The organism is Aeromicrobium camelliae (assembly GCF_003850045.1).
Taxonomy (GTDB): domain Bacteria; phylum Actinomycetota; class Actinomycetes; order Propionibacteriales; family Nocardioidaceae; genus Aeromicrobium; species Aeromicrobium camelliae.
Map to the genome: position 1 here is coordinate 49,267 of NZ_RQJX01000002.1, position 22,738 is coordinate 72,004.

The 22,738-nt window shown below is 69.5% G+C and carries 20 protein-coding genes; 14 read left to right on the forward strand and 6 right to left on the reverse strand.

Features of this window, described 5'->3' with window-relative positions:
* Nucleotides 1-84 precede the first annotated feature (84 nt).
* A complete protein-coding gene (locus tag EHW97_RS01885) occupies nucleotides 85-2,127 on the reverse strand; it encodes an RNA degradosome polyphosphate kinase (RefSeq protein ID WP_208001839.1) in 2,043 nt (680 codons plus the stop codon).
* Nucleotides 2,128-2,499: 372 nt separating this feature from the next.
* On the opposite strand from EHW97_RS01885, the gene EHW97_RS01890 reads away from it, so the two are divergent.
* Both EHW97_RS01890 and EHW97_RS01895 read left to right on the forward strand, forming a co-directional pair.
* Nucleotides 2,500-3,651: an SGNH/GDSL hydrolase family protein gene (locus EHW97_RS01890; protein ID WP_124235475.1), complete on the forward strand. Its 1,152-nt coding sequence runs from the start codon at nucleotides 2,500-2,502 to the stop codon at nucleotides 3,649-3,651.
* Nucleotides 3,641-4,234 carry a hypothetical protein gene (locus tag EHW97_RS01895; RefSeq protein WP_124235476.1) on the forward strand — a complete coding sequence of 198 codons (594 nt, stop codon included), beginning with the start codon at nucleotides 3,641-3,643 and terminating at the stop codon, nucleotides 4,232-4,234. Before EHW97_RS01890 ends, EHW97_RS01895 begins: the two co-directional genes overlap by 11 nt.
* Here EHW97_RS01895 and mshD read toward each other — a convergent pair.
* Nucleotides 4,231-5,022 (reverse strand): mycothiol synthase, encoded by a 792-nt coding sequence (gene mshD, locus EHW97_RS01900; RefSeq protein WP_124235477.1) that lies wholly within the window; start codon nucleotides 5,020-5,022, stop codon nucleotides 4,231-4,233. The two genes, EHW97_RS01895 and mshD, sit on opposite strands and share 4 nt — an antisense overlap.
* Nucleotides 5,019-6,437 carry a carboxyl transferase domain-containing protein gene (locus EHW97_RS01905; RefSeq protein ID WP_124235478.1) on the reverse strand — a complete coding sequence of 473 codons (1,419 nt, stop codon included), beginning with the start codon at nucleotides 6,435-6,437 and terminating at the stop codon, nucleotides 5,019-5,021. The genes mshD and EHW97_RS01905 overlap by 4 nt, the downstream gene beginning before the upstream one ends.
* Before the next feature lie 191 nt (nucleotides 6,438-6,628).
* Between EHW97_RS01905 and EHW97_RS01910 the strand changes: the two genes are divergently transcribed.
* Nucleotides 6,629-10,258, forward strand: coding sequence for a phosphodiester glycosidase family protein (locus EHW97_RS01910; protein ID WP_124235479.1), 3,630 nt, complete (start codon nucleotides 6,629-6,631; stop codon nucleotides 10,256-10,258).
* Nucleotides 10,259-10,277: 19 nt separating this feature from the next.
* Here the strand turns inward: EHW97_RS01910 and EHW97_RS01915 are convergent, their stop codons facing one another.
* Nucleotides 10,278-10,994, reverse strand: a complete 717-nt coding sequence (locus tag EHW97_RS01915; RefSeq protein ID WP_124235480.1) for a response regulator transcription factor — start codon at nucleotides 10,992-10,994, stop codon at nucleotides 10,278-10,280.
* 154 nt (nucleotides 10,995-11,148) lie between these two features.
* Here EHW97_RS01915 and EHW97_RS01920 point away from each other — a divergent pair, with 154 nt between their 5' ends.
* From EHW97_RS01920 to EHW97_RS01935, 4 genes are all read left to right on the forward strand, one after another.
* Entirely contained in the window at nucleotides 11,149-11,580 is a 432-nt protein-coding gene (locus EHW97_RS01920; RefSeq protein ID WP_124235481.1) for a TlpA family protein disulfide reductase, read from the forward strand.
* 202 nt (nucleotides 11,581-11,782) lie between these two features.
* Entirely contained in the window at nucleotides 11,783-12,220 is a 438-nt protein-coding gene (locus EHW97_RS01925) for a DUF4395 domain-containing protein (protein WP_124235482.1), read from the forward strand.
* A 23-nt stretch (nucleotides 12,221-12,243) separates the two neighbouring features.
* The gene (locus EHW97_RS01930) at nucleotides 12,244-13,092 is read left to right on the forward strand and encodes a sulfurtransferase (protein ID WP_124235483.1); all 849 of its coding nucleotides are present in this window, start codon (nucleotides 12,244-12,246) and stop codon (nucleotides 13,090-13,092) included.
* A gap of 1 nt (nucleotide 13,093) precedes the next feature.
* Nucleotides 13,094-13,390 (forward strand): DUF1416 domain-containing protein, encoded by a 297-nt coding sequence (locus EHW97_RS01935; RefSeq protein WP_124235484.1) that lies wholly within the window; start codon nucleotides 13,094-13,096, stop codon nucleotides 13,388-13,390.
* 315 nt (nucleotides 13,391-13,705) lie between these two features.
* Here the strand turns inward: EHW97_RS01935 and EHW97_RS01940 are convergent, their stop codons facing one another.
* Entirely contained in the window at nucleotides 13,706-14,803 is a 1,098-nt protein-coding gene (locus tag EHW97_RS01940; RefSeq protein ID WP_124235485.1) for an LCP family protein, read from the reverse strand.
* Nucleotides 14,804-14,859: 56 nt separating this feature from the next.
* Nucleotides 14,860-15,300, reverse strand: a complete 441-nt coding sequence (dtd, locus tag EHW97_RS01945) for a D-aminoacyl-tRNA deacylase (protein ID WP_124235486.1) — start codon at nucleotides 15,298-15,300, stop codon at nucleotides 14,860-14,862.
* A 51-nt stretch (nucleotides 15,301-15,351) separates the two neighbouring features.
* On the opposite strand from dtd, the gene EHW97_RS01950 reads away from it, so the two are divergent.
* From EHW97_RS01950 to EHW97_RS01980, 7 genes are all read left to right on the forward strand, one after another.
* Nucleotides 15,352-15,846, forward strand: coding sequence for a heme-binding beta-barrel domain-containing protein (locus EHW97_RS01950; RefSeq protein ID WP_124235487.1), 495 nt, complete (start codon nucleotides 15,352-15,354; stop codon nucleotides 15,844-15,846).
* Complete coding sequence (gene ygfZ / locus EHW97_RS01955) at nucleotides 15,839-16,774, forward strand: CAF17-like 4Fe-4S cluster assembly/insertion protein YgfZ (protein WP_243696263.1); 936 nt, start codon at nucleotides 15,839-15,841, stop codon at nucleotides 16,772-16,774. The genes EHW97_RS01950 and ygfZ overlap by 8 nt, the downstream gene beginning before the upstream one ends.
* A complete protein-coding gene (locus EHW97_RS01960) occupies nucleotides 16,774-18,438 on the forward strand; it encodes a DEAD/DEAH box helicase (RefSeq protein WP_124235489.1) in 1,665 nt (554 codons plus the stop codon). Before ygfZ ends, EHW97_RS01960 begins: the two co-directional genes overlap by 1 nt.
* An 81-nt stretch (nucleotides 18,439-18,519) precedes the next feature.
* A complete protein-coding gene (gene manA, locus EHW97_RS01965; protein WP_124235490.1) occupies nucleotides 18,520-19,710 on the forward strand; it encodes a mannose-6-phosphate isomerase, class I in 1,191 nt (396 codons plus the stop codon).
* A gap of 62 nt (nucleotides 19,711-19,772) precedes the next feature.
* A complete protein-coding gene (locus tag EHW97_RS01970) occupies nucleotides 19,773-20,231 on the forward strand; it encodes an FMN-binding protein (protein WP_124235491.1) in 459 nt (152 codons plus the stop codon).
* A gap of 2 nt (nucleotides 20,232-20,233) precedes the next feature.
* The gene (locus EHW97_RS01975; protein WP_124235492.1) at nucleotides 20,234-21,061 is read left to right on the forward strand and encodes an FAD:protein FMN transferase; all 828 of its coding nucleotides are present in this window, start codon (nucleotides 20,234-20,236) and stop codon (nucleotides 21,059-21,061) included.
* A complete protein-coding gene (locus EHW97_RS01980) occupies nucleotides 21,058-22,557 on the forward strand; it encodes a ferredoxin--NADP reductase (protein WP_124235493.1) in 1,500 nt (499 codons plus the stop codon). Before EHW97_RS01975 ends, EHW97_RS01980 begins: the two co-directional genes overlap by 4 nt.
* Nucleotides 22,558-22,738 lie beyond the last annotated feature (181 nt).

Here is a 22,738-nt window from a genome sequence, read left to right on the forward strand (position 1 = left end):
AGCACTATCCACCGACGGCGCGCGGACCGTCCAGGTCCGAAATCGGATGAGGCGATGCGCCGGGCGCATCGCCTCAGCGGACGGTCAGTCGCGCCGGGAACGCCGCGACTTGGCGTGCTCGATGAGCATCGCCTGCACGTCGTTCTCGCCGTAGCGGGTCCAGACGCCGTCAGAGTCCAGGTGCCAGGACATCGTCTCGGGAGCAGCCATCGTGGCCAGCAGCCTCTCCAGCTGCTCGACATGCTGGGGTGACGGGACGCGGACGAGGACCTCGACGCGGCGGTCGAGGTTGCGGTGCATGAGGTCGGCCGAACCGATCCACACCTCGGGCTCACCGCCGTTGGCGAACCAGAACACCCGGCTGTGCTCGAGGAACCGCCCGAGGATGCTGTGCACGCGGATCCGCTCGCTCAGGCCGGGAACGCCGGGCCGCAACGCGCAGATGCCGCGCACGACGAGGTCGATCTCGACCCCGGCCCGGGACGCCTCGTACAGCGCGTCGATGACCACTTCGTCGACGAGCGAGTTGAGCTTGAACCGCAGGGCGGCGCTGCGTCCGGCGCGCGCGTGCTCGATCTCGCGCTGGATGCGCGCGATGAGACCGGAGCGGACGTCGTGCGGAGCCACGAGCAGCGCGTCGTAGTCGGTGTTGTGCGCGAATCCGGAGAGGTTGTTGAACAGCTCGGTGAGGTCGTGGGTGATGGCCGAGTTGGCGGTCAGCAGCCCGAGGTCCTCGTAGTAACGAGCGGTCTTCGGGTTGTAGTTGCCGGTGCCGATATGGGCGTACCGGCGCAGCCCGTCCTTCTCGTTGCGGATGACGAGCGCGAGTTTGCAATGTGTCTTGAGGCCGACGAGACCATAGACGACGTGGCATCCGGCGCGCTCGAGTTTGCGGGCCCAGCGGATGTTCGCCTGCTCGTCGAAGCGCGCCTTGATCTCGACCAGCACGAGGACCTGCTTCCCGGACCGGGCGGCGTCGATGAGGGCGTCGATGATCGGCGAGTCGCCGGAGGTGCGGTACAGCGTCTGCTTGATGGCGAGCACTTCGGGATCGGCGGCCGCCTGCTCGATGAAGCGCTGGACGCTCGTCGCGAACGAGTCGTAGGGGTGGTGCACGAGCACATCGCGCTTCTTCAGAGCGCTGAACATGTCGGCGGGACTGGCCGTCTCGACCTCCGCCAGGTGCGGGTGCGTGCCGGGCACGAACGGCGGGAACTGCAGTTCGGGCCGGTCCGCGTCGGCGATCTGATTGAGCGACCGCAGGTCCAACGGCCCGGGGAGCCGGAACACCTCCTCGTCGCTGATGCGCAACTCCGTGACGAGCAGGTTGAGGATGTCCTCGCTCATCGTGTCCTCGACCTCGAGCCGCACGGGCGGGCCGAAGCGGCGGCGCAGCAACTCCTGCTCGAGCGCCTTGAGCAGATTCTCGGCGTCGTCCTCCTCGACTTCGAGGTCCTCGTTGCGGGTGACGCGGAAGATGTGGTGCGCGAGGACCTCCATGCCGGGGAACAGCATGTCGAGATGCGCGGCGATGATCTCCTCGAGCGGCACATAGCGGTCGGGGGACGCCTCGACCCAGCGGTCGATGATCGGCGGCACCTTGACCCGGGCGAAGTGCTCCTTGCCGGTGGCCGGGTTGCGCATCAGCAGGGCGAGGTTGAGCGAAAGTCCGGAGATGTAGGGGAACGGGTGCGCCGGGTCGACGGCGAGGGGCGTGAGCACCGGGAAGACGCGATCGCGGTAGAACTCGGTGATCCGCTCCTGCTCGTCCTCGGTCAGGTCGGGCCACTGCAGCAGCTCGATGCCTTCGGCGGCCAGCCCCGGAACGATCGTCTCGCCGAACAGCTCGGCCTGGCGCTGCATGAGTTCGTAGCTGGCGCGCAGGCTCTCCGAGAGCACACGGCGCGGCTTCAGGCCGCTGGCCGACGGGACAGCGACCCCGGCGGCGATGCGGCGTTTGAGCCCGGCGATACGGACCATGAAGAACTCATCGAGATTGCTGCCGAAGATGGACGTGAATCGCACGCGTTCGAGCAAGGGAAGCGAGTCGTCCTCGGCGAGTTCGAGCACGCGGGCGTTGAACGCGATCCATGACAGCTCACGGTCGAGGAACCGATCGTCGGGCAGGCTGCCCTCGAGCGGGTCGAACGGTGGATCGACGTCGAATTCGTCCGGGGAGGCCGGGGCTTCGATGAGTTCGGAGCTGTCCACACTGTCACTGTCGCACGAGAACGTGAACGTCACATGAACACGAGGAGCGGCTCCGGCTCGCGGCTTCCCGACGCGCCGCTCGCCGCCTCCCGCGAGTGGCGCAAAGTGGTGACCGAGTGGCGCAGAATCGGGCTTTTTCGGTGTGGAACAGCCCCAATCTGCGCCACTCGCGGAGAAGGCCGGGAGGATGCGGCGGGTGCTTGGGCAGGGGAAGGGGCCTAGGGCCCCATCGAGGAGCGGGTCCCTGGGCCCTTCCAGGGCAGCCGATCGGTGGCGTTGGCTGAGCGCATGGAACGTCGACGGGGGCGTCTCATCCCGGCCGAGCGGGGTCAGGGATCGAACGAGTTCCTGGGCATCATCGTGCTCGCCGCGATCAGCGTCGCGGCGGTGGTCTTCGGCGTCTCGACGTCGTCCCCGAACGTGCGCGACACCGTCGTCGCCACGATCTGCGAGATCACCACGCTGGGCCAGGGTGCGTGCGACGTCGGGGACGGCGAGGCCCTCGCGGGCCCCGGAGGCGACGCGATCCCGTGGTTCCTGGACCCGGCGCTCACACCGGAGCAGGCCGCCACCCGCGGTGACTATGTGGCGCTGGGCGACTCGTTCTCGTCCGGTGAAGGCGGCTCAGCCTACGAGGACGGAACCGACGTCGACAACGAGGCGCAGCGCGACGCGTGGGAGGAGGCGCAGGAGGGCGAGCGGCCGTACCACAACATGTGCCACCGCTCGACGCTCGCCTACCCGCAGCAGCTGAACGACAGCTTCGACTTCGCCGGTGATCTCACCTTCGCCGCCTGCTCCGGTGCGACCACCACGGAGTTCAGCGAACCGAACGCGTGGAACGACGACGAGGCGGCCCAGCTCGATCACCTCGACGAGACGACGAGCCTCGTGACCTTCAGCATCGGGGGTAACGACGCCGAGTTCGGCAACACGTTGCGCGACTGCATCTTCCGCGGCCTGAACCCGTTCTCTTCGTGCGCGGACGACGCGGAGAACATCGAGGCGGATGTCGATCGCGCGCTGGCGAACCTCGACGCGCTGCTCCCGCAGATCCGCGAACGCGCGCCCAACGCCCGCATCCTGGTGCTCGGGTATCCGCGGTTCTTCCCCGAGGAAGCGCTCGAGTGGTACGCCGACGGCACCATCATCAGTCCCGACGACACCCGCTTCATCAACGACATGATCGCCCGGATGAACGCCGGCATCGAGGAACGGGTCGCGGCGTACAACGACGCGAGCATCCCCGGCAACCTGCAGTACGTCGACGTCTCCGACGCCTTCGACGGTTGCGAGATCGGAACCGACGACCCCTGCATGAACAACGTCCAGTTCTGGAACGCCGGTAGCTTCAACCTCAGCGGCAGTTACCACCCGAACGACCGCGGACACGAGCGGTACGCGGACATCCTCGAGGAGGCGATCCGGCATGGCCCGTAAGCACGTCGCAGCCCTTGCAGCCCTGCTGCTCGCGCTCGCAGGATGCGGCGGCGAAGAGCCCGGTGAGGCCGAAACCACGCGCTCACCCGAGTACGAGCGGGCCGACCTCACCTTGCTGCCCTCGAGCGCCCTTCCAGAGGGCTGGACCGAGGTGACCGTGCAAGAACGTCTGGGGTCCTCACCCGGCATCCCGCAGTACTGCGGCGTTCGAGCCGCGCCGGCCGACGTGGCCGAAGGCCGCATCACGACGTACGACGAAGGCCGCGCGCTCGATCGGTACGTGATCGTCTGGAGCATGGTGGCCGACGAGAACGACGCTCGGCAGGTCATGGACGACCTCGCCTCGCATCGCGACGAGTGTGTCCAAGAGGACGGCCGGACCGGTCGCCCGATCTCGACGCAGGTGGGCGACGAGTCGATCGGGTGGGCGTTCGACGAGCCGGCGTCGTCCGCGTTCCAGGCGATCGTCTTCCGTCGTGATGAGGTCGTGGTCGTCGTAGCGGCACCCGCGGCCACGGTGCTGCCGGACGCTGAGCAGCGTGCGATCGCCGCAGCGATCGATCAGCGCCTGCTGGACGGCTAGGCGACCGACCAGAGAACGTCGCGCGCGTGTTCCCGGAAGCCGAGACGCGTGTAGACCGCCAGGGCGGGCAGGTTGTCGCCCTCCACGTAGAGGTCGACCGTGCGGATTCCGTCGTCCCACAGGTGGCGCAGTCCGCGGGCGGTGAGTGCGGTGCCGAGCCCGCCGCCGTGGGCGTCCGGATCGACCCCGACGACGTAGACCTCGCCGATCCCGTCCTCGGCCTTCGTCCAGTGGAAGCCCACCACGCGCCCCTCACGCTCGGCGACGAACAGCCCGGCCGGGTCGAACCACTCCTGAGAACGGCGTCGGTCGAAGTCCGCGCGGTCCATCGCCCCCTGCTCGGGATGTGAGGCGAACGCCCGCGCGTTGACCTCGACGATGGCGTCGGCGTCGCGCTCCTCGAACGACCGCAGGGTCACGCCCTCGGGCTGCGGTACCTCAGGTGGCATCTCCAGGTCCAGCCGCAGGACGAGCAGGGTGCGGGTGACCACGAGATCGCGCGAGACTGCCAGGGCGCGGGCGCCCTCGAGATCGCCGTGGGACCAGAACCGCCGTTCGCCGGAGGCGATCAACCGGTCGAGCAGCGCGCCGCCGTAGCCGCGGCGGCGCCGGCGCGGGTGGACGACGAGTTCGATCGGTGCGTCCGCGAGAGCGAGCGCTGCCGCCTCCTCGTTCACCTCGTGCACGCGCCACGGGCCGTCGCCCGCGAGCGCGATCGTCGTCGCCTCGTTGAACGGCGCCACGCCGTCCTCGGCAGTCGCCGCGGCGGCGAGTTCCTCGATGCTCATGTCAACTCCCTCAACTGTCCAGCGACCTCGGCGGCCACCGCATGGGCCAACGTCTCGGGGGTGTCCTCGTCGCGCTCGGGGATGAGCCGGTGGACGGTGCCCAGCTCGTGCAGGTCGAAGGCGCTGATCCGCTGGGCGACGGCGAGTTCCTCCGCGTGATCGATGTCGCCGTGCACGATCGCGCTCGCGCCCTCGGGCGGCAGCGGCGACAGCCAGGCGTTCTCGGTCGCGATGACGCGCGCCGCCGGCAGGAGAGCGAGCGCACCGCCGCCACAACCCTGACCGAGCAGCACCGAGACGGAGGGCACCTGGATCGTCGACATCTGGCTGATACAACGGGCGATCTCCCCGGCGATCGCACCTTCCTCGGCCTGAGGCGAGAGCTCGGCGCCGGGAGTGTCGATGACGGAGACGAGCGGGAGCTGCAGCTCGTTGGCGAGCCGGATGCCGCGCCGCGCCTCGCGCAGGGCCGCCGGACCCATCGGCTTGATCCGCGTCTGGGTGGTGCGGTCCTGGCCGACGACGACGCACGGCACGCCGTCCAGACGCGCGATCGCGACGATCATGGCGGAGTCGCGCTCGCCCTTCTCGGTGCCCTGCAGGCGGATCGTGGCGTCGCTGCCGTAACGCAGCACCTCCCGCACGCCGACGCGGTCCGGACGCCGCGTGAGTTCGACCGACGTCCACGTGTCGCGGTGGCGGCTCACCGGCTCGGTGCGACGGTGCCGCTGCGGGTTGGTGACCGGATCGACCAGAAGCGACAAGGCGGTGTCGACGATCGAGGGGAGCTCCTCGGGCAGCACCACCGCGTCGATGATGCCGCGATGGGCGAGGTTGTCGGAGGTCTGCACGTTCGGCGGGAACGGGACGCCGTTGAGCAACTCGTAGACCTTCGGGCCGAGGAACCCGATCAGCGCACCGGGTTCGGCGATCGTGATGTGGCCGAGCGACCCCCACGAGGCGAAGACCCCGCCGGTCGTGGGATGGCGCAAATACACCAGGTACGGCAGGCCGGCCGCCTTGTGGTCCATGAGCGCGCGGGAGATGTCGACCATCGTGACGAACGCCGGCGTTCCCTCCTGCATCCGCGTGCCACCCGACGCCGTCGTCGCCAGCACGGGCAGCCTCTCGGCCGTCGCCCGCCGTACGGCGGCGACGATGCGTTGCGCGGCCGCCTGCCCGATGGAGCCCGCGAGGAAGCGGAATTCGTTGACCACGACCGCGACCGGTCGCCCCTTGACCGTCGCCCGGCCGGTGACGATGGACTCGTCGGTGCCGGCTCGCTCGGCCGCCGCCTTCAACTCGGTGCGATACGGCTCGGGGTGGTGCGAGATGTCGATCGGCTCGTCCCAGGAGGTGAACGAGCCCGGATCGAGAACCAGGTCGATGAGCTCGTGCGTCGTCAGGCGTCCCACGCGGCGAGCCTAGGCCATGTGCGCCGTGCGTGTCGGAGCGCGCGGACGGGCGAGTGAGACATCCCACGTCGCGTCGCCACGCGAGTTCGCCGTTCGTTCACCGATCCGACCCCGGCCGGTCGGACGGTCTTCCTAGCCTCCCTGAGGCTCTCGTACGGGCCCGCCGATGACCCTTCGTGAAAAAGGACTTCATGCTTCACCGCACTCCCCGATCCCTGTCCACGCGACGGCAAACGCCGTTGGCCGCTGTCCTGCTCGCCCTGCTGGTCGCTCTCGTCGCACCCGGGATTCCCGGCCACGCGGCTCCGAGCGACGAGCAACTGGGAGCCGACGGGTCCGTCCTCCGGTCGGCCGTCACCGAGCGCGTCGCCCCCGGACTCGACCTCACCAACTTCTCCCGGCTGGAGGAGCGAGGCTGGAACGACGGCAACGTCCTCACGGCTGATCTCACGACCCCGACGCTGAGCATGGACGTCGTCGATTCGGGAGCCGTGACCCGGACGTCGACCGTCAGCGAGCTGGCTCGCGACAACGGCGCGGTCGCGGCGGTGAACGGCACGTTCTTCGACATCAACCACACCAGCGCGCCCAACTACACCTCGATCTCGTCTCGCGACGGCATGCGGGTCGGAACGCCCACTGCGATGCCGAGCCTGACCCTCGCCCAAGGACGCGCCGCGGTGCAGCTGCTGTCGGCCGAGGGCACGCTGACGGTCGACGGCGTCGAGCACGAGCTCGAGGGTCTCAACAACCCGCGTCTGCCTGCCGACGCGATCGGCGTCTACACGGGCGCCTGGGGCGACCACTCGCTGGATCGTCCTGCCGGCGCGCCGGAGGCTCCCGCCGAGCAGGTCGCCCTCGCGACCGTCGTCGACGGCACCGTCACCGAGGTCAGCGGGATCCTCGACGCGCCCGGCGCGGCCGACATCGCCGAAGGTGAGCAGGTGCTGCTCGGCCGTGACGCCGGTGCCGCGGTGGTGGCCGACCTGGAGGTCGGGCAGAACCTCGAGATCGAGGTCGGCCCGTCCGCCGACGTCGACATGGCGATCGCGGGGAGCCATCAGATCCTGCGCGACGGGGAGGTTCCCGAGCTCAGCGGCAGCCTCGCGACCTCGGTGCACCCGCGCACCGCGGTCGGCATGAACGCCGACGGCACGGAGCTGTTCGTCGTCACGATCGACGGACGCACCGCGGCATCACGCGGGATGACCCTCCCGGAGCTGGGTGAGTTCATGGCCGACCTCGGTGCCGAGAACGCGGTCAATCTCGACGGCGGCGGTTCGACGAGCATGGTCGCGAGGCCGGCCGGTGCCGAGGACGTCCGGGTGCAGAACACCCCGTCGGACGGTCACGAGCGGCAGGTGCCGAACGCTCTCGTCTTCTACTCCTCGGCACCGGCCGAGCAGCTGAGCGATGCGAAGATCGAGCCGCAGATCGAGGGACAGACGACGATCTTCGCCGGTCAGCACCGGACCTTCGAGGGAATCGGCCTCGGCGCCAACCTCGAGCGCATCGCGGCGGACGGCGAGTTCAGTGTCGACGGCCCGGTGGAGCTCACGGAGGCCGACGGACGTGCCGCGACCGTCCAGGGCACCGCTCCCGGTGAAGGACATGTGGCGTACCGCGTCGGCGGGCACCAAGCACGCCTGCCCGTGCGCATCGTGGGCGAACTCGTCGGTCTGCGGTCCAGCACCCCGGCCATCAACCTCGCGGATGCCGCTGCGTCGGCAGAGGTGACGATCGACGGTTTCGATGCCGACGGACATGTCGCACGCATGGAGGCACGCGACCTCGAGGTCAGCGCCGACCCTGGCCTGCGCGCCACCTCCGACGGGCAGGGCACGTTCCTGGTGCAGGCCACGAGCCCCTCCGCCTCCGGTCACGTGACGTTCCGGTCCGGCGAGGCCCAGGTACGGGTCGCGGTCGCCGTCGGTACCCGCGAGGTGCCGATCACCGACTTCGGCGATCTCGACGGGTTCTCCGACGAGACCGCCCGGGCCACCGGCAGTTTCTCGGCCGCCAAGGGACCTGAGCCCGGCACTCCCGCGGTACGCCTGCAGTACGACTTCACCACCTCCACGGCCACCCGCGGCTACTACCTCATCAAGGACGAGCCCGTCACGATCGACGGCGACGCTCTCGCGTTGGAGATGGACATCAAGGGCGACGCCTCGGGCGCCTGGCCGCGCCTGCAGGTGCGTGCCGCGGACGGCACCGTGACGAATGTCGACGGCCCCACCATCACGTGGGAGGGCTGGCAGCGAACGCGCTTCACGGTCCCGGCCGGACTGGCGCAGCCGTTGTCCGTGGAACGGGTCCGGATCATGGAGACCCGACCTGCGGCGTCCTACCAGGGCGACATCATGATCGCCAACCTGCGGGCCATCACCACGCCCGCCGCGTCAGCGGAGTCTCCGGCCACGGTGCACGATCCCGCCCTGCTCGCCCACGGCACCGTGGACGAGCGCCCGCAGCGCATCGCGGTGATGAGCGATGCGCAGTTCGTCGCCCGCGATCCCGAGAGCGGAGCGGTGGACGGGGCGCGACGCACGCTGCGGGAGATCCGAGCAGCTGAACCGGACCTGCTCGTCATCAACGGCGACTTCGTCGATGAAGCGTCGCCGAAGGACTTCGCGCTGGCTCGGCGCATCCTCGACGAGGAGTGGACCGACGACATCCCGTTCGTCTACGTGCCCGGCAACCACGAGATCATGGGCGGCAGCATCGAGAACTTCGAGGCCGCCTTCGGGCCCGCCAGCACCGAGCAGACCCTCGGCAGGACGAAGCTCCTCACGATGAACTCGGCCGGCGGGTCGCTGCGGAGCGGCGGCATGGACCAGCTGCGCGAGCTCGAACGCACGTTGGACGAGGTCGCCGACAGCGATCACCTCACCGGGCTCGTCGTCTTCTTCCACCATCCGCCGCAGGACCCGCTGCCGACGAAGCACAGCCAGCTCTCAGACCGTCGCGAGGCGACCGAAATCGAGCGGTTGCTAGGGGAGTTCCGGGCGTCATCCGGCAAGTCGGCCGCCGTCGTCAACGGACACTCCGGGGTGTTCCACGGCTCCGCGACCGAAGGCGTCACCTACCTGGTCAACGGCAACTCCGGCAAGAGCCCCTCGGGGACTCCGGGCAACGGAGGCTTCACCGGGTGGATGATGCTCGGGATCGACCCCGGTGCGGGCCTGCTGCCCGGCGCGCCGCAGGTGCAGGACCGAATCGAGTGGCTCGCGGCGGAGACGCGACCGTGGGTGGACGAACTCGCACTCGAGGCTCCCGGCCATCTCATGGTGGGGCAGAGCGCCGACGTGGCAGCCACGCTGATGCAGGACGGCCGGGAGGTTCCGGTCGCGTGGCCGGTCACGTCCCAGTGGGCCGGTGACGGGGTCGCGGTGGACGACGGCCGCGGCCTGGCCGCCGCCGCGGCGACGGACGCGGTGGTGCGGGTCAATCCGAGCACCGGGCAGCTGACGGCCCTTCAGCCCGGCACGGCGACCGTGAGCGTCACCGTCAACGGCCGCTCGGCCCAGCTGGCGGTGGAGGTCGTCGCCGATCCCGCGCAGCCGGAGGTCCCGGAGCAGCCCGGCGAGCCCGGCGAGCCGGGCTCGGGTCAGCCGGAGCAACCAGGCCGACCCGGCACCGAGGAACCCGACGCCGCTCCGCCGGCTCAGGGCGATGCGGTGGACCGGTCGGCGGCGCGCGACGGGGCACTGCCCGCTGCGGGGGCCGCTGCGTGGACGGCTGCGGCCGTCGTGGTGGCGCTGGTGCTGCTCGCCGCCGGCGCGGCAGCGTGGCGGCGAGGCTCGACGCGCGAGTCCTGAGGAACGGGCGCCGCGGACGTCAGGCGTTGACGTCCGCGGTGTCCCGCGCCGCGTCGCGCTTGGCCGCGACGAAGCGGTAACCGACGTTGCGCACCGTGCCGATGAGGGTCTCGTGATCGGCGCCGAGCTTGGCGCGCAGCCGACGCACGTGCACATCGACGGTGCGGGTGCCGCCGAAGTAGTCGTACCCCCACACCTCCTGCAGCAGCTGCTGGCGCGTGAACACCCGGCCGGGATGCTGGGCGAGGAACTTGAGGAGTTCGAACTCCTTGAACGTCAGGTCCAGCGTGCGGTTCTCGAGCTTCGCGGTGTAGGTGACGTCGTCGACGACCAGGCCGCTCGCGCTGATGATGTGGCTGTCGTCGGCGCCGGCGTCCTTGGCCTGGGCGAGGCGTCCGACGCCGAGCCGAAGCCGGGCCTCGAGCTCGGCCGGGCCGGCCGTCACGAGGATGACGTCGTCCATGCCCCAGTCGGCGGCCGCGACGGCGAGACCGCCTTCGGTGAGGATGAGGATGAGCGGGCACTCGATGCCGGTCGTGCGCAGCACCCGCGTGAGGCTGCGGACCTGGGCGAGATCGTGCCGACCGTCCACGAGGACGGCGTCGGCCTGCGGCGCGTCGATGAGAGCGCTGGCCTCCGCCGGAAGGATCTTCACGTGGTGGGGCAGGAGCGCGAGCGCGGGAAGCACCTCCACTGACGATTGCGTGCTCTTGGTCAGCAGGAGCAGGTGTGACATCGTGGACGACCTCCCGGTACACGTTGAGGCCATGGTGAGTTCACCGTGGCCTCATTGCTGGGTCAACCCTAGGTCATGAGTCGGGCGTGTTGCCAGGCTCTGGCGGCCGATGAGAAGCACGTCACATGACTGACACATGAAGGGAAAGTGCTCGATGACCGGACTCCTCGTGCTCGTCGGAGCGCTCATCGCCACCGCCCTGGTGGCGCTGGTCAAGGCCCGGTACGACGGCAGATTCCGCCGCACCTCGCACACTGGAGAGGTGAACGACGACGTCGAACGGATCGATGCCGCACGTCTCGGCCAGGCGCTGGGAGAGCGGGCGACGCTGGTCCAGTTCTCCAGTGCGTTCTGCGCCCCGTGTCGCGCCACTCGGGTCGTGCTCAACCAGGTCGCGGACGCCGTCGACGGTGTCACGGCGATCGATATCGACGCGGAAGCGCATCTGGACCTCGTGCGCGAACTCAACATCCTGCGGACCCCGACCGTGCTCGTGCTCGACGCCTCCGGCCGGGTGATTCGCCGCGCATCGGGGGTTCCCCGGCGCGACCAGATGCTCGCCGCGCTGGCCGAAATGTCTCAGTGATCGGACAGGTGTCTCGGATGTCAAGACGACGACGGGATTCCGCTCGAACTGCCCTCTAGGCTGGGGCCATGTTCATCACGGCACTTCTGACGCGACGCCGGGCGGTCGACAACTGCCACGTGCGTTCCGCGCTGTGTCGTCTCGGCTGACTCCTCACTCCTGTCAGCCCGTCGCTTCGGCGACCTCCCCGGAGAGTTCTTCAATGTCTCGACCCTCCCAGGTGGACCCGCGCGGCCCTCGAGTCGCGGCGGCGCTCACCTCACTCGTCCTGGCCCTCGCCATCGTCGTCCCGCCGCCCGCCCGCGAGTTCCTCCTCGTGCTGCAAGGCGCGGTCTTCGCGGTCGGCGCGTTCGTCAGCGTGGCCGCCACTCCCTACGCGGTGTTCTTCCGCGGTGTCGTGCGGCCGCGATTGGCGCCGCCGACCGACCTGGAGGACGCCCGTCCTCCGCAGTTCGCCCAGCTCGTGGGCCTGATCTTCGTCGTCGTCGCGCTCGCCGGGTTCCTCACCGGACTCGACGCGCTCGGCTACGGCGCCGCCGCCGCGGCCCTCGTCGCGGCACTGCTCAACGCCGTCACGGGCTTCTGCCTCGGCTGCGAGCTGTACCTGACATCCCGTCGCCTGGCCAAGTCCCTGGCCTGACACCCCCACCGAAAGGAATGAGTATGAGCCGCGAGACCGCGCTCGTCACGGCCGACTGGGTCGAGGAGCATCTGAACGACCCGAAGGTCGTCCTCGTCGAGGTCGACGAGGACACGGAGGCCTACGACAAGGGCCACATCCCCGGCGCCATCAAGCTCGACTGGAAGAAGGACCTCCAGGACGGCGTGCGCCACGACTTCGTCAGCAAGGACCGCCTCGAGGCCCTGCTGAGCGAGAAGGGCATCGCCAACGACGACACCATCGTCTTCTACGGGGGCAACAACAACTGGTTCGCCGCCTACGCCTACTGGTACCTCAAGTACTACGGTCACCAGAACCTGCGCCTGCTCGACGGCGGCCGCAAGAAGTGGGAGCTCGAGTCGCGTGAGCTGACCACCGACGTCCCCTCGCGCGAGGCCACCACGTACACGGCGCAGGAGCCGAACGCCGACATCCGCGCGTTCCGCGACGAGGTCGTCGAGGCCATCGGCACCAAGAACCTCATCGACGTCCGCAGCCCCGACGAGTACGCGGGCCGTCTGCTCGCTCCGGCGCACCTGCCGCAGGAGGCCGCGCAGATCGGTGGCCACATCCCCACGGCCGGCAACGTCCCGTGGAGCAAGGCCGCCAACGAGGACGGCACCTTCAAGAGCGACGAGGAGCTCGCGCAGCTGTACAGCGAGGCCGGCCTCGACGAGAACAAGGACACCATCGCGTACTGCCGTATCGGTGAGCGCAGCTCGCACACCTGGTTCGTCCTGCACGAGATCCTCGGTTATCCGAACGTCAAGAACTACGACGGCTCGTGGAGCGAGTACGGCTCGCTGCGCGGCGTTCCGGTGGCCGTCGGCGATCAGCCCGGGCAGGCCTGACATGTGCGGCGCGATCAAGGGCGGCCCGAGCCTGGAGGGCGTCGACGTCGCCAACCAGGCGGTCATCCAGGGCATCGTGACGCGTGACGACGAGCCGGTCGGCAACGCGTACGTGCGTCTGCTCGACGCGGGCGGCGAGTTCACCGCCGAGGTCCCGACCTCGGCCACCGGACAGTTCCGGTTCTTCGCCGCCCCCGGCTCCTGGACGCTGCGCACTCTCGCACCGCGTGCCGAGGTCGTGGAGCGCAAGGTCGTGGCGCAGAAGGGCTCGGTCGCCGAGGTGGCCGTCGCCGTCTGACGACCCGACACGCGAACGAAGGGGACCCGCCGCCGGCGGGTCCCCTTCGTCGTTGCGGCAGCCATGGAGCGACGCAGGGTGGCTAACTCCGCCAGCGGTGATCGAGTAGGAGGTCGCTCAGCGACCGACGTATCGAGACCGGGCCGCTAACTCGGCCATAGGTGATCGAGTAGGAGGTCGCTCAGCGACCGACGTATCGAGATCAGGTCACGTCGATTGGTCTCGCTCCGTGGCGGCTACGCCCTCATTGCCACGGCTCCATTGCTCCCTCGTTCCTCGGTCGCTACTCGACCACCTAGTGCCGACCCGGCCGTGTCAGCGGACTTCGTCGCCGAGGAGGTCGTCGGGGTGCTGGGCGATGTAGGCGTCCATCTGGTCCGAGCGCATCGCGTCGAACAACTGGCCCATCTTCGCTTCGTCGAGCCGGACGATGCTGCCCCACGCGGGATGGTCCTCCTCGGACCCGACGGGCGCCGTGAGGAAGCGCACGCTGTCCGTGGTGACGCCGCGCATCGACAGGGCGAGGCCGCGCAGGTCGCCCGTGGTCCACTCCTCGTCGATCGTGAGGTTCTCAGCGATGGCGCTCACGGTGTTATTGAGCTTGACCGGGTTGGTCGTCACACCGCTCTGGAGCATCTTGCCGAGCAGGGAGCGGATGAAGTTCTGCTGGCGGGCGATCCGGTCGTAGTCGCCGCGCAGGAGTCCGTAGCGGGTACGGACGTACGCGAGCGCCTCATCACCCTGCAGGACGTGCTCGCCGGCTTCCCAGCGGACGTCCTGCTTGGGGTCGTAGAAGCTGTTCGGGATCGTCACCGGCACGCCGCCGACGGCGGTCGAGAGGTCCTTGAACCCCTCCCAGTCGATGATCGCGAGATGGTCCATCCGCAGGCCGGTGAGGTTCTCCACCGTCGAGATCGCACCCAGCGGACCGAACTCGGAGAACGCCGCGTTGATCTTCTGCTCCTGCGTCGGCTCGCCGTTCTCGTCGTAGATCATCGTGTAGGTGTCACGCGGGATCGACACCAGATCGACCTTGCTCCGGTCGGCCGAGATGTGCACGACCATGATCGTGTCGCTGCGGTACTTGCCGGACGGCCACTCGCTCGCGGCGGCATCCTCGGCGAGCGTCTCGCCGCCCTGGTTGCCCTCGCCCTTGTCGGAGCCGAGCAGCAGAACGTTGATCGAATGGCCCGCGTCGGGATCGACGTCAGGGCGGTTCTTCAGCGTGTCGGTGTCGACGGTGTCGAGGTTCGCGAGCTTCTGGTTGAGGTTCCACGCGTACGCCGCGCCGCCCATGATGGGCAGGAGGATCGCGACGACGAGGCCCCAGACGACGACCGGATGACGCTTACGGAGGGGAACACGAGCGGCCCGGCGCTTGCCGGCTCCCTCGTACTTCTTGTGTGTTCCCATCGATGACCTTCGTGCATGGACTGCTCAACCTCGCTATTCTCGCAGGCCGCGTCAAGTCACGTCGGTGAGTTCTCGTTTTCCATGATCAACGTCACAGGGCCGTCGTTGACGAGGTCGACCGCCATGTCGGCCCCGAACACACCGCGACGTACGGCGATGCCGTGGGTCTCCAACGCCTGGCAGAACTCCTCGTAGAGCGGCTCGGCCACCGGCCCCGGCGCAGCGGCACTCCACGAGGGGCGCCGGCCCTTGCGAGTGTCGGCATAGAGCGTGAACTGGCTGACGACCAGGATCGGGGCGCCGATCTCCGCGGCGGAGCGCTCGTCGCGCATGATGCGCAGGTCGCGGATCTTGGCGGCGAGCGTGTGCGCTTGCGCTGGGGTGTCGTCGTGAGTGACGCCGAGGAGCACGAGGAGGCCCGGCTCGTCGATCGTCGACACCGTCTTACCGGCGACGGAAACCGAGGCCCGAGACACCCGCTGGACGACAGCACGCATGGGCGCCAGCGTACGCAAAGCCGCTCATGCTCCGACGCTAGGATCGTGGGTATGGCCTTTGAGATCCCGCCCGATCTGCACCCGGACGTCATGCCGCTGGCCTGGCTGCTGGGGCACTGGCACGGCAACGGGCGCGGCGATTATCCGACCATCGAGGCCTTCGGTTTCGAGCAGGACGTCGCGTTCACCCACGACACCCGCCCGTTCCTCCATTACTTCAGCCAGACCTGGATCACCGACGACGAAGGACAGCGCCTGCGCCCCGGGGCCCTCGAGACCGGCTTCATCCGCGCCGTCGGCGACGGCAAGGTCGAGATGGTGCTCGCGCACCCCACGGGCTATGCCGAGATCTGGTACGGCGAGATCGACGGACCGCGTCTCACGCTGACCACCGACATCGTCGCGCGCACCGAGACCGCCAAGGAGTACACGGCCGGCCAGCGGATGTACGGGCTCGTCGAGGGCAACCTCATGTATGCCTACGACATGGCCGCCGAGGGTCAGCCGCTGCAGTCGCATCTGTGGGGGAAGCTCGCCCGTGTCTGAGTACCGCAGCCCGCTGCTCGCGCTTCCTGGCGCGGTGGAAGGCGACGCCCCCGACACCGGCGTCGCCGCGCACTACGGCTCGATCGTGGCCGAACAGCGTCGGCTCATCGCCGGTGAGGCGTTCGTCGACCTCTCGCACCGTGACGTCTTCACGGTGACCGGTCCGGACCGCCTCTCGTGGCTGCATGCGCTCACCACCCAGCACCTCGAATCGCTCGCGCCGAACGTGCCCACCGAGGTGCTCCTGCTAACGCCGCAGGGCCGCATCGAGCACGCGTTCAGCGGTATCGACGACGGCGAGAACGTGTTCCGGGCGCACACCGAACCCGGGGCGGGCGCCGCGGTCGTGGAGTTCCTCGACCGCATGCGGTTCATGTCGCGCGTCGAGGTCGCGCTCGACCCGTCGACCGCGGTGATCGGCACCGCGACCGGCTGGCAGTTCGTCGATCGCGCCGAGCTGGCGGGCCTGCCGGACCGCCTCGGTGCTCCGGTCGGAACGTGGGCGCACGAGGCCCTGCGCATCGAACAGGGGATGCCGCGCTTCGGTCTCGACACCGACGACCGCACCATCCCCAACGAGGTCGGCCTGCTCAATGTCGCCGTCCATATGGACAAGGGGTGCTACCGCGGTCAAGAGACCGTCGCCCGCGTCTACAACCTCGGCCGTCCGCCGCGTCGCCTCGTGCGGCTGCTGCTCGACGGTTCCGTGGAACATCTGCCTCCGCACGGCTCGGAGGTCATGCTGGACGACAAGGTCGTCGGCACCGTCGGGTCGAGCGCCCGGCATCATGAACTCGGACCGATCGCGCTCGCGATCGTCAAACGCAACGTCGACCCGTCCGCGACCGTGATCGCCGACGGTGTCGCCGCCACCCAGGAGGTCATCGTGGATCCCGACGCCGGCTTGCACGTGCGAGCAGCCCGCTGATGGCCGGCTTCGACGAACTCGGGCTCGACCCGAGCATCGTGTCGGTCGTGGCCGACCTCGGCTACGAGACGCCCACCCCGATCCAGGAGTCGGCGATCCCGGCGCTGTTGACCGGCCGCGATGTGGTGGGCCTGGCGCAGACCGGCACCGGCAAGACGGCGGCGTTCGCGCTGCCGATCCTGCAGAAGATCGATCCCAGCTCGCGCCAAACGCAGGCGCTCGTGCTGGCACCGACGCGTGAGCTGGCGCTGCAGGTGTGCGAGGCGTTCACCTCGTACGCCGCGTCCACCCCGCAGCTGCAGGTGCTGCCCGTGTACGGCGGCCAGAGCTACCAGTTCCAGATCTCCGGCCTCAAGCGCGGCGCTCACGTCGTGGTCGGGACGCCGGGCCGCATCATCGACCACCTCGAGCGGGGCACCCTCGACATCGCGCACCTCGACGTCATGGTGCTCGACGAGGCCGACGAGATGCTCAACATGGGCTTCGCGGAGGACGTCGAGCGCATCCTGGCCGACACCCCCGAGTACAAGCAGGTGGCGCTGTTCTCGGCCACGATGCCGGCGGCGATCCGGCGCCTGGCCAAGAAGTACCTGCACGACCCCATCGACATCGCCACCCCGCAGGCGACCCAGAGCACCGCCTCGGTGCGGCAGCGCTGGATCGCGGTCTCGCACCACCACAAGCTCGACGCGCTGACCCGCGTGCTCGAGGTCGAGACCGGCGACGCGATGATCGTCTTCGTCCGCACCAAGCAGGCCACCGAGGAACTCGCCGAGCGTCTCCGCAGCCGCGGCTACCAAGCAGCGGCGCTCAACGGCGACCTCGCCCAGCAGCAGCGCGAGCGGACTGTCAACGCGCTCAAGAGCGGCGCCCTCGACATCATCGTGGCCACGGACGTCGCCGCGCGCGGACTCGACGTCGAGCGCATCAGCCACGTCGTCAACTACGACATCCCCCACGACACCGAGGCGTACGTCCACCGCATCGGGCGCACCGGTCGCGCCGGCCGGCAGGGTGACGCGATCTTGTTCGTCACCCCGCGCGAGCGCCGCATGCTGAGTGCGATCGAAAAGGTCTCCGGACGTCCCATCGAGGAGATGTCGATCCCCACCGCGGAGGAGGTCAACGCCCGGCGCGTCGACAAGTTCGCGGAGGAGATCACCTCCAACATGGGCTCGCCGCAGTTCCACGCGTTCCGCAAGCTCGTCGAGCAGTACGCGAGCGAGAACGGCGTCGAGATGGTCGACATCGCCGCGGCGCTGGCGGTCAAGAGCCACGACGGGGACGAGTTCTTCATCAGCGGCGACGTTCCGTCGCCGGCCCGTCGCGAGCCGGGGGAGCGGCGCGAACGCCGCGAACCGCGCGACCCGCGTCCGCGTGACGGCCGGACGGTCTACCGGATCGCGGTGGGCAAGCGGCACAAGGTCACCCCCGCCATGGTCGTCGGCGCTCTCGCGAACGAGGGTGGCCTGCGGCGCTCGGACTTCGGCAAGATCACGATCGGTGCCGACCACACGCTCGTGGAGCTGCCGCCGGATCTGCCCGAGGCGGTCTTCCAGGCGCTCGCCGACACCCGCATCTCCGGGCGCCGGATCGACCTACGTCGCGATCGCGGACGCCCGCAGTCGCGGCCGCAACGCAAGCCCAAGCCCAAGCGCAGCTGATCGGCCGCCGAGCGGACGTCCCCATCCGGGCGGCCGCTCGGCGAGCGAGCCGACGCGGTCAGGCGCCCCTACACTGGTGCGGTGTTCGTCCTCGAGAACGCCGTCCGTCACTACGACTGGGGATCCTTCGACGAGATTCCCCGGTTCGTGGGGTCCGGGGTCAACTCCGAACCGGTGGCCGAGGTGTGGATGGGGACCCACTCGATGGACCCTTCGCTCGTCACCCACCAGGACGGCACGACGCAGCGGCTCGACGAGATCGCCGGGTCGCTGCCGTTTCTGCTGAAGCTGCTGTCCGCGCGGCGGCCGCTCTCACTCCAGGTGCACCCGGACCTCCCCACGGCGCGGGAGGGGTACGAGCGCGAGAACACCCTCGGCATCGCGCTCGACGCTCCGGATCGCACGTTCAAGGACCCGAATCACAAACCGGAGATGGTCTACGCGCTGTCCACCTTCGATACCGTCGTGGGGTTCCGTCCGACCGCGGAGATCCTCCGCGTCCTCGCGCCGCTGGAGGCGCCGCTCGCCCAGCGCCTGCACGACGACCTGCGCGCCAACCCCGGCTTCGCGGGGATCGTGCGCCTCGTCGAGTGGCTGCTCAGCGAACCGATCGACCCGTCGCAGATCGACGCGGTCATTCAGTGCTGCCGTGACCTGCTCGACCAGGGCCTGGACATCAAGCGCGCGTATGCCACGGCGCTGATGATCCGGCAGGACTTCCCCAACGATCCGGGCGTCGTGATCTCGCTGTTGCTCAACCGACTCACCTTGCAGCCGGGGGAGGCGGCCTTCCTCGACACGGGCGTCATCCACGCGCACCTGCGCGGCCTGTGTCTGGAGGTCATGGCGACGTCGGACAACGTGCTGCGGGCGGGTCTCACCAGCAAGCACCTCGACCCTCGTGGCCTGGTGGCCTGCCTCGACGTGGGCATGTCGCGCCTCGCGCGGGTCACGCCGCAGGCGGTCGGCGTCACGACCGAGATCTTCGACCCGGGCATCGGGGACTTCGCCCTCGCCGTGACGCAGTGTTCGCGCGGTGAGCCGGACGGAGTGCCGCTGCTCGACGCGCCCGATCGCATCGTGTTCTGCACGGGCGGCGAGGTCGAACTCGTCAGCGCCCGCGACGAGCGGCTCAAGGTGCGACGCGGCGAGGCGGTCTACGCCGGTCCCGACGACGGGACGTTGCGGGTCTACGGCACCGGTGAGGTCGCCCAGGCGTACGCCCCGCAGGATCGCGATGCGCTGCGCAGCCGACTGGTCGACCTCGTGTGATCTTGCCGCCCGGCCGTAGGGTGGCGGCAGTAGTTGACGATGCAAGGAGCCAGGAGCCACCCATGCCGCGCCGCACCGCCCGCACTGCCCTCTACGCCGCTACCGCCGCGTCCACGGCGCTGCTCGCAGCAGCCTGCGGTCCGCAGACCGAACAGGTCGAGTCGGCCCCGTCGTCGCCGTCCGGGTCCGCCGAGTCGGACAGTGCGAGCGAGGCGCCCGCCAGCTTCACCGCCGGCGAGTACGAGGCCACGGGCAGCTACCAGACCCCCGGCGGCACCCAGTCGGTCGACGTCGAGGTGACCTTGGAGGCTGACGGCACGATCACCGACGTCGAGGTCGACGGCAACGCCGAGGGCGGCAACTCCGAGCAGTTCCAGAAGAAGTTCGAGAGCGGCATCGACGCTCAGGTCGAAGGCAGGAAGATCACCGAGCTCTCCATCGACAAGGTCTCGGGCTCCTCGCTCACCAGCGGCGGGTTCAACGACGCCATCGCGCAGATCATCGACGACGCGCAGGCCTGACGATGTGGGCGTTCGACGCCATCGGCACCCGATGGCGGATCGACGCGCCCGAACCGATCGACACAGCCGCCGTCCGGGCGGTCATCGACGACTTCGACCGGATCTGGTCGCGATTTCGTGACGACTCGGTGGTCGCCCGACTGCGGACTGAACGCACCGTCGACCTCGGGTCTGACGCGCCCGCGATCCTCGGCTTGTACGAGCGGCTCGACGACCTCACCGACGGGGCGGTGAGCCCTGCCGTCGGCGCAAGCCTCGAACAGCTCGGCTACGACGCCCAGTACACGCTGACGGCGCGGGGCGAGGCGATTCCCGCGTTCCGTTGGCGGACGGCACGTCGCGACGGCTCTGTCGTGACGGTCGACCAGCCGGTCGTCGTCGACATCGGAGCAGTGGGGAAGGGCTTCCTGGCCCAGCGCGTCGCCGAGCTCGTCGGCGATCCGGTGACGGTCGACGCGAGCGGTGACATCGTCCATCGGGGAGCGCACCCGTTGCGCGTCGCGCTCGAGCACCCGCGCGACCCCGAGCTCGCCGTCGGCATCGTCGAGCTCGCCCCGGGAATGGCGATCTGCGCCTCCGCCATCAACCGGCGGACGTGGGGCGACGGCTGGCACCATGTGCTGGACGCCCGGACAGGCGAGCCGACGCGCGACGTGCTCGCCACGTGGGTGGTCGCCCCGGACGCCGCGCTGGCCGACGGGTTGGCCACCGCGCTGTTCTTCGTCGAGCCCGAGCGGGTTCTCGACGAGTTCCCCGAGGTGGGGTGCGCCGTCGTCGACGCGACGATGCGCATCCGCGCCGCCCGGATGACAGGAGAGATCTTCCGATGAGCACCCTCGACCGCTTCCTCAGCCGCTTCACGATGTACCGCCTGGTGATCGCCGTCCTGGCCGTCGTCGGCGTCTGGGCGCTCGTCGCCGCTGCGGCGGGCTGGCTCGATCCGTCGATCTTCGGTGTCGGGCCCATGCTCCTCACGCTCGCCGTGCTCGTCGTCGCTTCGGCGATCTCCAACGAAGTCCTGGGGCGCGTGGTCGGCGCTCGGCCGCATCGCGACTCGGCGATCATCACGGCGCTCCTGCTGTGGTTCCTCTACTGGCCCACCACCGAGCCTGCGACCCTCGGCTGGCTCGCCGTCGTGGCGCTGCTGGCGACCGCGTCGAAGTACGTCATCGCCGTACGCCGTCGGCACCTCGTCAATCCGGCAGCAGCCGGCGTGGTGCTCGCGACGCTGCTGGGATGGGCCGCGGGCATCGACGCCATGCCGTTCACGACCTGGTGGGCGGCGAGCGAGATCCTCTTCCCGGTCGTGCTCGTCGGCGCCCTGCTGATCCTGCGCCGGACGCGTCGCGTGAGCCTCGGTCTCGTGTTCGCGGCGGTGGCCGTCCCGCTCGTCGTGTCGGGCCTGACCGCGTTCGGGTCGTCGGTGAGCGACGCGCTGTGGACTGCGGTGACGGCATACCCGGTCGTGTTCTTCGCCGGGTTCATGCTGAGTGAGCCGTTGACTCTGCCGCCCCGGCGCCACCAGCAGTGGGCGGTCGGCGTGCTCGCCGCGGTGATCTTCGCGTGGCCGCTGTGGTCGTTCGCGGCGTTCGGAACGTCGACCGCGATCGGCCCGTTCGAGGGGACGTACGAGCTGGCGCTCGTCGCCACGGGGTTGGTGAGTTTCCTGCTCGGTCCGCGCGGGCAGATCGGATTGACGTTCCGTGAGCGCCGGCCGCTCGGCGGGGACGTCTACGAGTACTGGTTCGACGCCGACCGGCCTTTGCGATTCACGCCCGGGCAGTACCTGGAGTTGTACCTGCCGCACGGCCGGGCGGACGGCCGCGGCATGCGGCGCATCCTGAGCATCGCCTCGCCTCCCGGCCGTGAGGTCGCCGTCGCCGTGCGCGAACCCGAGGGCGCCTCGAGCTTCAAACGGGCACTCGCGCAGGCCGACGCCGGGTCCCGTTGGACCGCCACGGCCGTCCACGGCGACTTCGTCCTGCCGCGCGACGACGCGAAGGTCGCGCTCATCGCCGGCGGGATCGGCATCACCCCGTTCATGAGCCAGCTCAGGGCCGGCACCGGGGATCACGACGTGGTGCTGGTGTACGGCGTGCGCGACGGGAACGACGTGCCCTACGCCGACGAGCTGGCCGCCCTCGGCGTCGACGTCCGACTCGTCGTGGGTGACGTCCTCGACGCCGACAGCATCGCCGCCGCCGTCCCCGATCTCGACGAGCGGGTCGCCTACATCTCCGGCTCCCCGGCGATGGTCGACACCATCCGCCGCGCCCTCCGCGGCCGCGCCCGTCGCATCCGCGTCGACCACTTCCTCGGCTATTGACGCGGTGCGGCTGGCGGGTGGTGCCGGCCGGGTTTCAACCTTTGGCCAGTTTGGGCCCTCTGAGAGGCGGAAAAAGGGCCCGAACTGGCCACAAGCCGGGCAGGTGGTCCGGCGCGTCTCGGGATTCGGGACGACCGGGCGCCAGGGCCGACATGTGGTCAGTTCTGATTCAACGCAGGGC

Bases quoted from the DNA above. Each gene is read 5' to 3' on its own strand.
- EHW97_RS01910 (WP_124235479.1), top strand. From the start codon at position 6,629: ATGCTTCACCGCACTCCCCGATCCCTGTCCACGCGACGGCAAACGCCG.
- EHW97_RS01895 (WP_124235476.1), top strand. From the start codon at position 3,641: ATGGCCCGTAAGCACGTCGCAGCCCTTGCAGCCCTGCTGCTCGCGCTC.
- EHW97_RS01970 (WP_124235491.1), top strand. From the start codon at position 19,773: ATGCCGCGCCGCACCGCCCGCACTGCCCTCTACGCCGCTACCGCCGCG.
- EHW97_RS01930 (WP_124235483.1), top strand. From the start codon at position 12,244: ATGAGCCGCGAGACCGCGCTCGTCACGGCCGACTGGGTCGAGGAGCAT.
- EHW97_RS01975 (WP_124235492.1), top strand. From the start codon at position 20,234: ATGTGGGCGTTCGACGCCATCGGCACCCGATGGCGGATCGACGCGCCC.
- EHW97_RS01980 (WP_124235493.1), top strand. From the start codon at position 21,058: ATGAGCACCCTCGACCGCTTCCTCAGCCGCTTCACGATGTACCGCCTG.
- EHW97_RS01890 (WP_124235475.1), top strand. From the start codon at position 2,500: ATGGAACGTCGACGGGGGCGTCTCATCCCGGCCGAGCGGGGTCAGGGA.
- EHW97_RS01925 (WP_124235482.1), top strand. From the start codon at position 11,783: ATGTCTCGACCCTCCCAGGTGGACCCGCGCGGCCCTCGAGTCGCGGCG.
- mshD (WP_124235477.1), bottom strand. From the start codon at position 5,022: ATGAGCATCGAGGAACTCGCCGCCGCGGCGACTGCCGAGGACGGCGTG.
- EHW97_RS01920 (WP_124235481.1), top strand. From the start codon at position 11,149: ATGACCGGACTCCTCGTGCTCGTCGGAGCGCTCATCGCCACCGCCCTG.
- EHW97_RS01915 (WP_124235480.1), bottom strand. From the start codon at position 10,994: ATGTCACACCTGCTCCTGCTGACCAAGAGCACGCAATCGTCAGTGGAG.
- EHW97_RS01960 (WP_124235489.1), top strand. From the start codon at position 16,774: ATGGCCGGCTTCGACGAACTCGGGCTCGACCCGAGCATCGTGTCGGTC.
- EHW97_RS01950 (WP_124235487.1), top strand. From the start codon at position 15,352: ATGGCCTTTGAGATCCCGCCCGATCTGCACCCGGACGTCATGCCGCTG.
- dtd (WP_124235486.1), bottom strand. From the start codon at position 15,300: ATGCGTGCTGTCGTCCAGCGGGTGTCTCGGGCCTCGGTTTCCGTCGCC.
- EHW97_RS01935 (WP_124235484.1), top strand. From the start codon at position 13,094: ATGTGCGGCGCGATCAAGGGCGGCCCGAGCCTGGAGGGCGTCGACGTC.
- EHW97_RS01940 (WP_124235485.1), bottom strand. From the start codon at position 14,803: ATGGGAACACACAAGAAGTACGAGGGAGCCGGCAAGCGCCGGGCCGCT.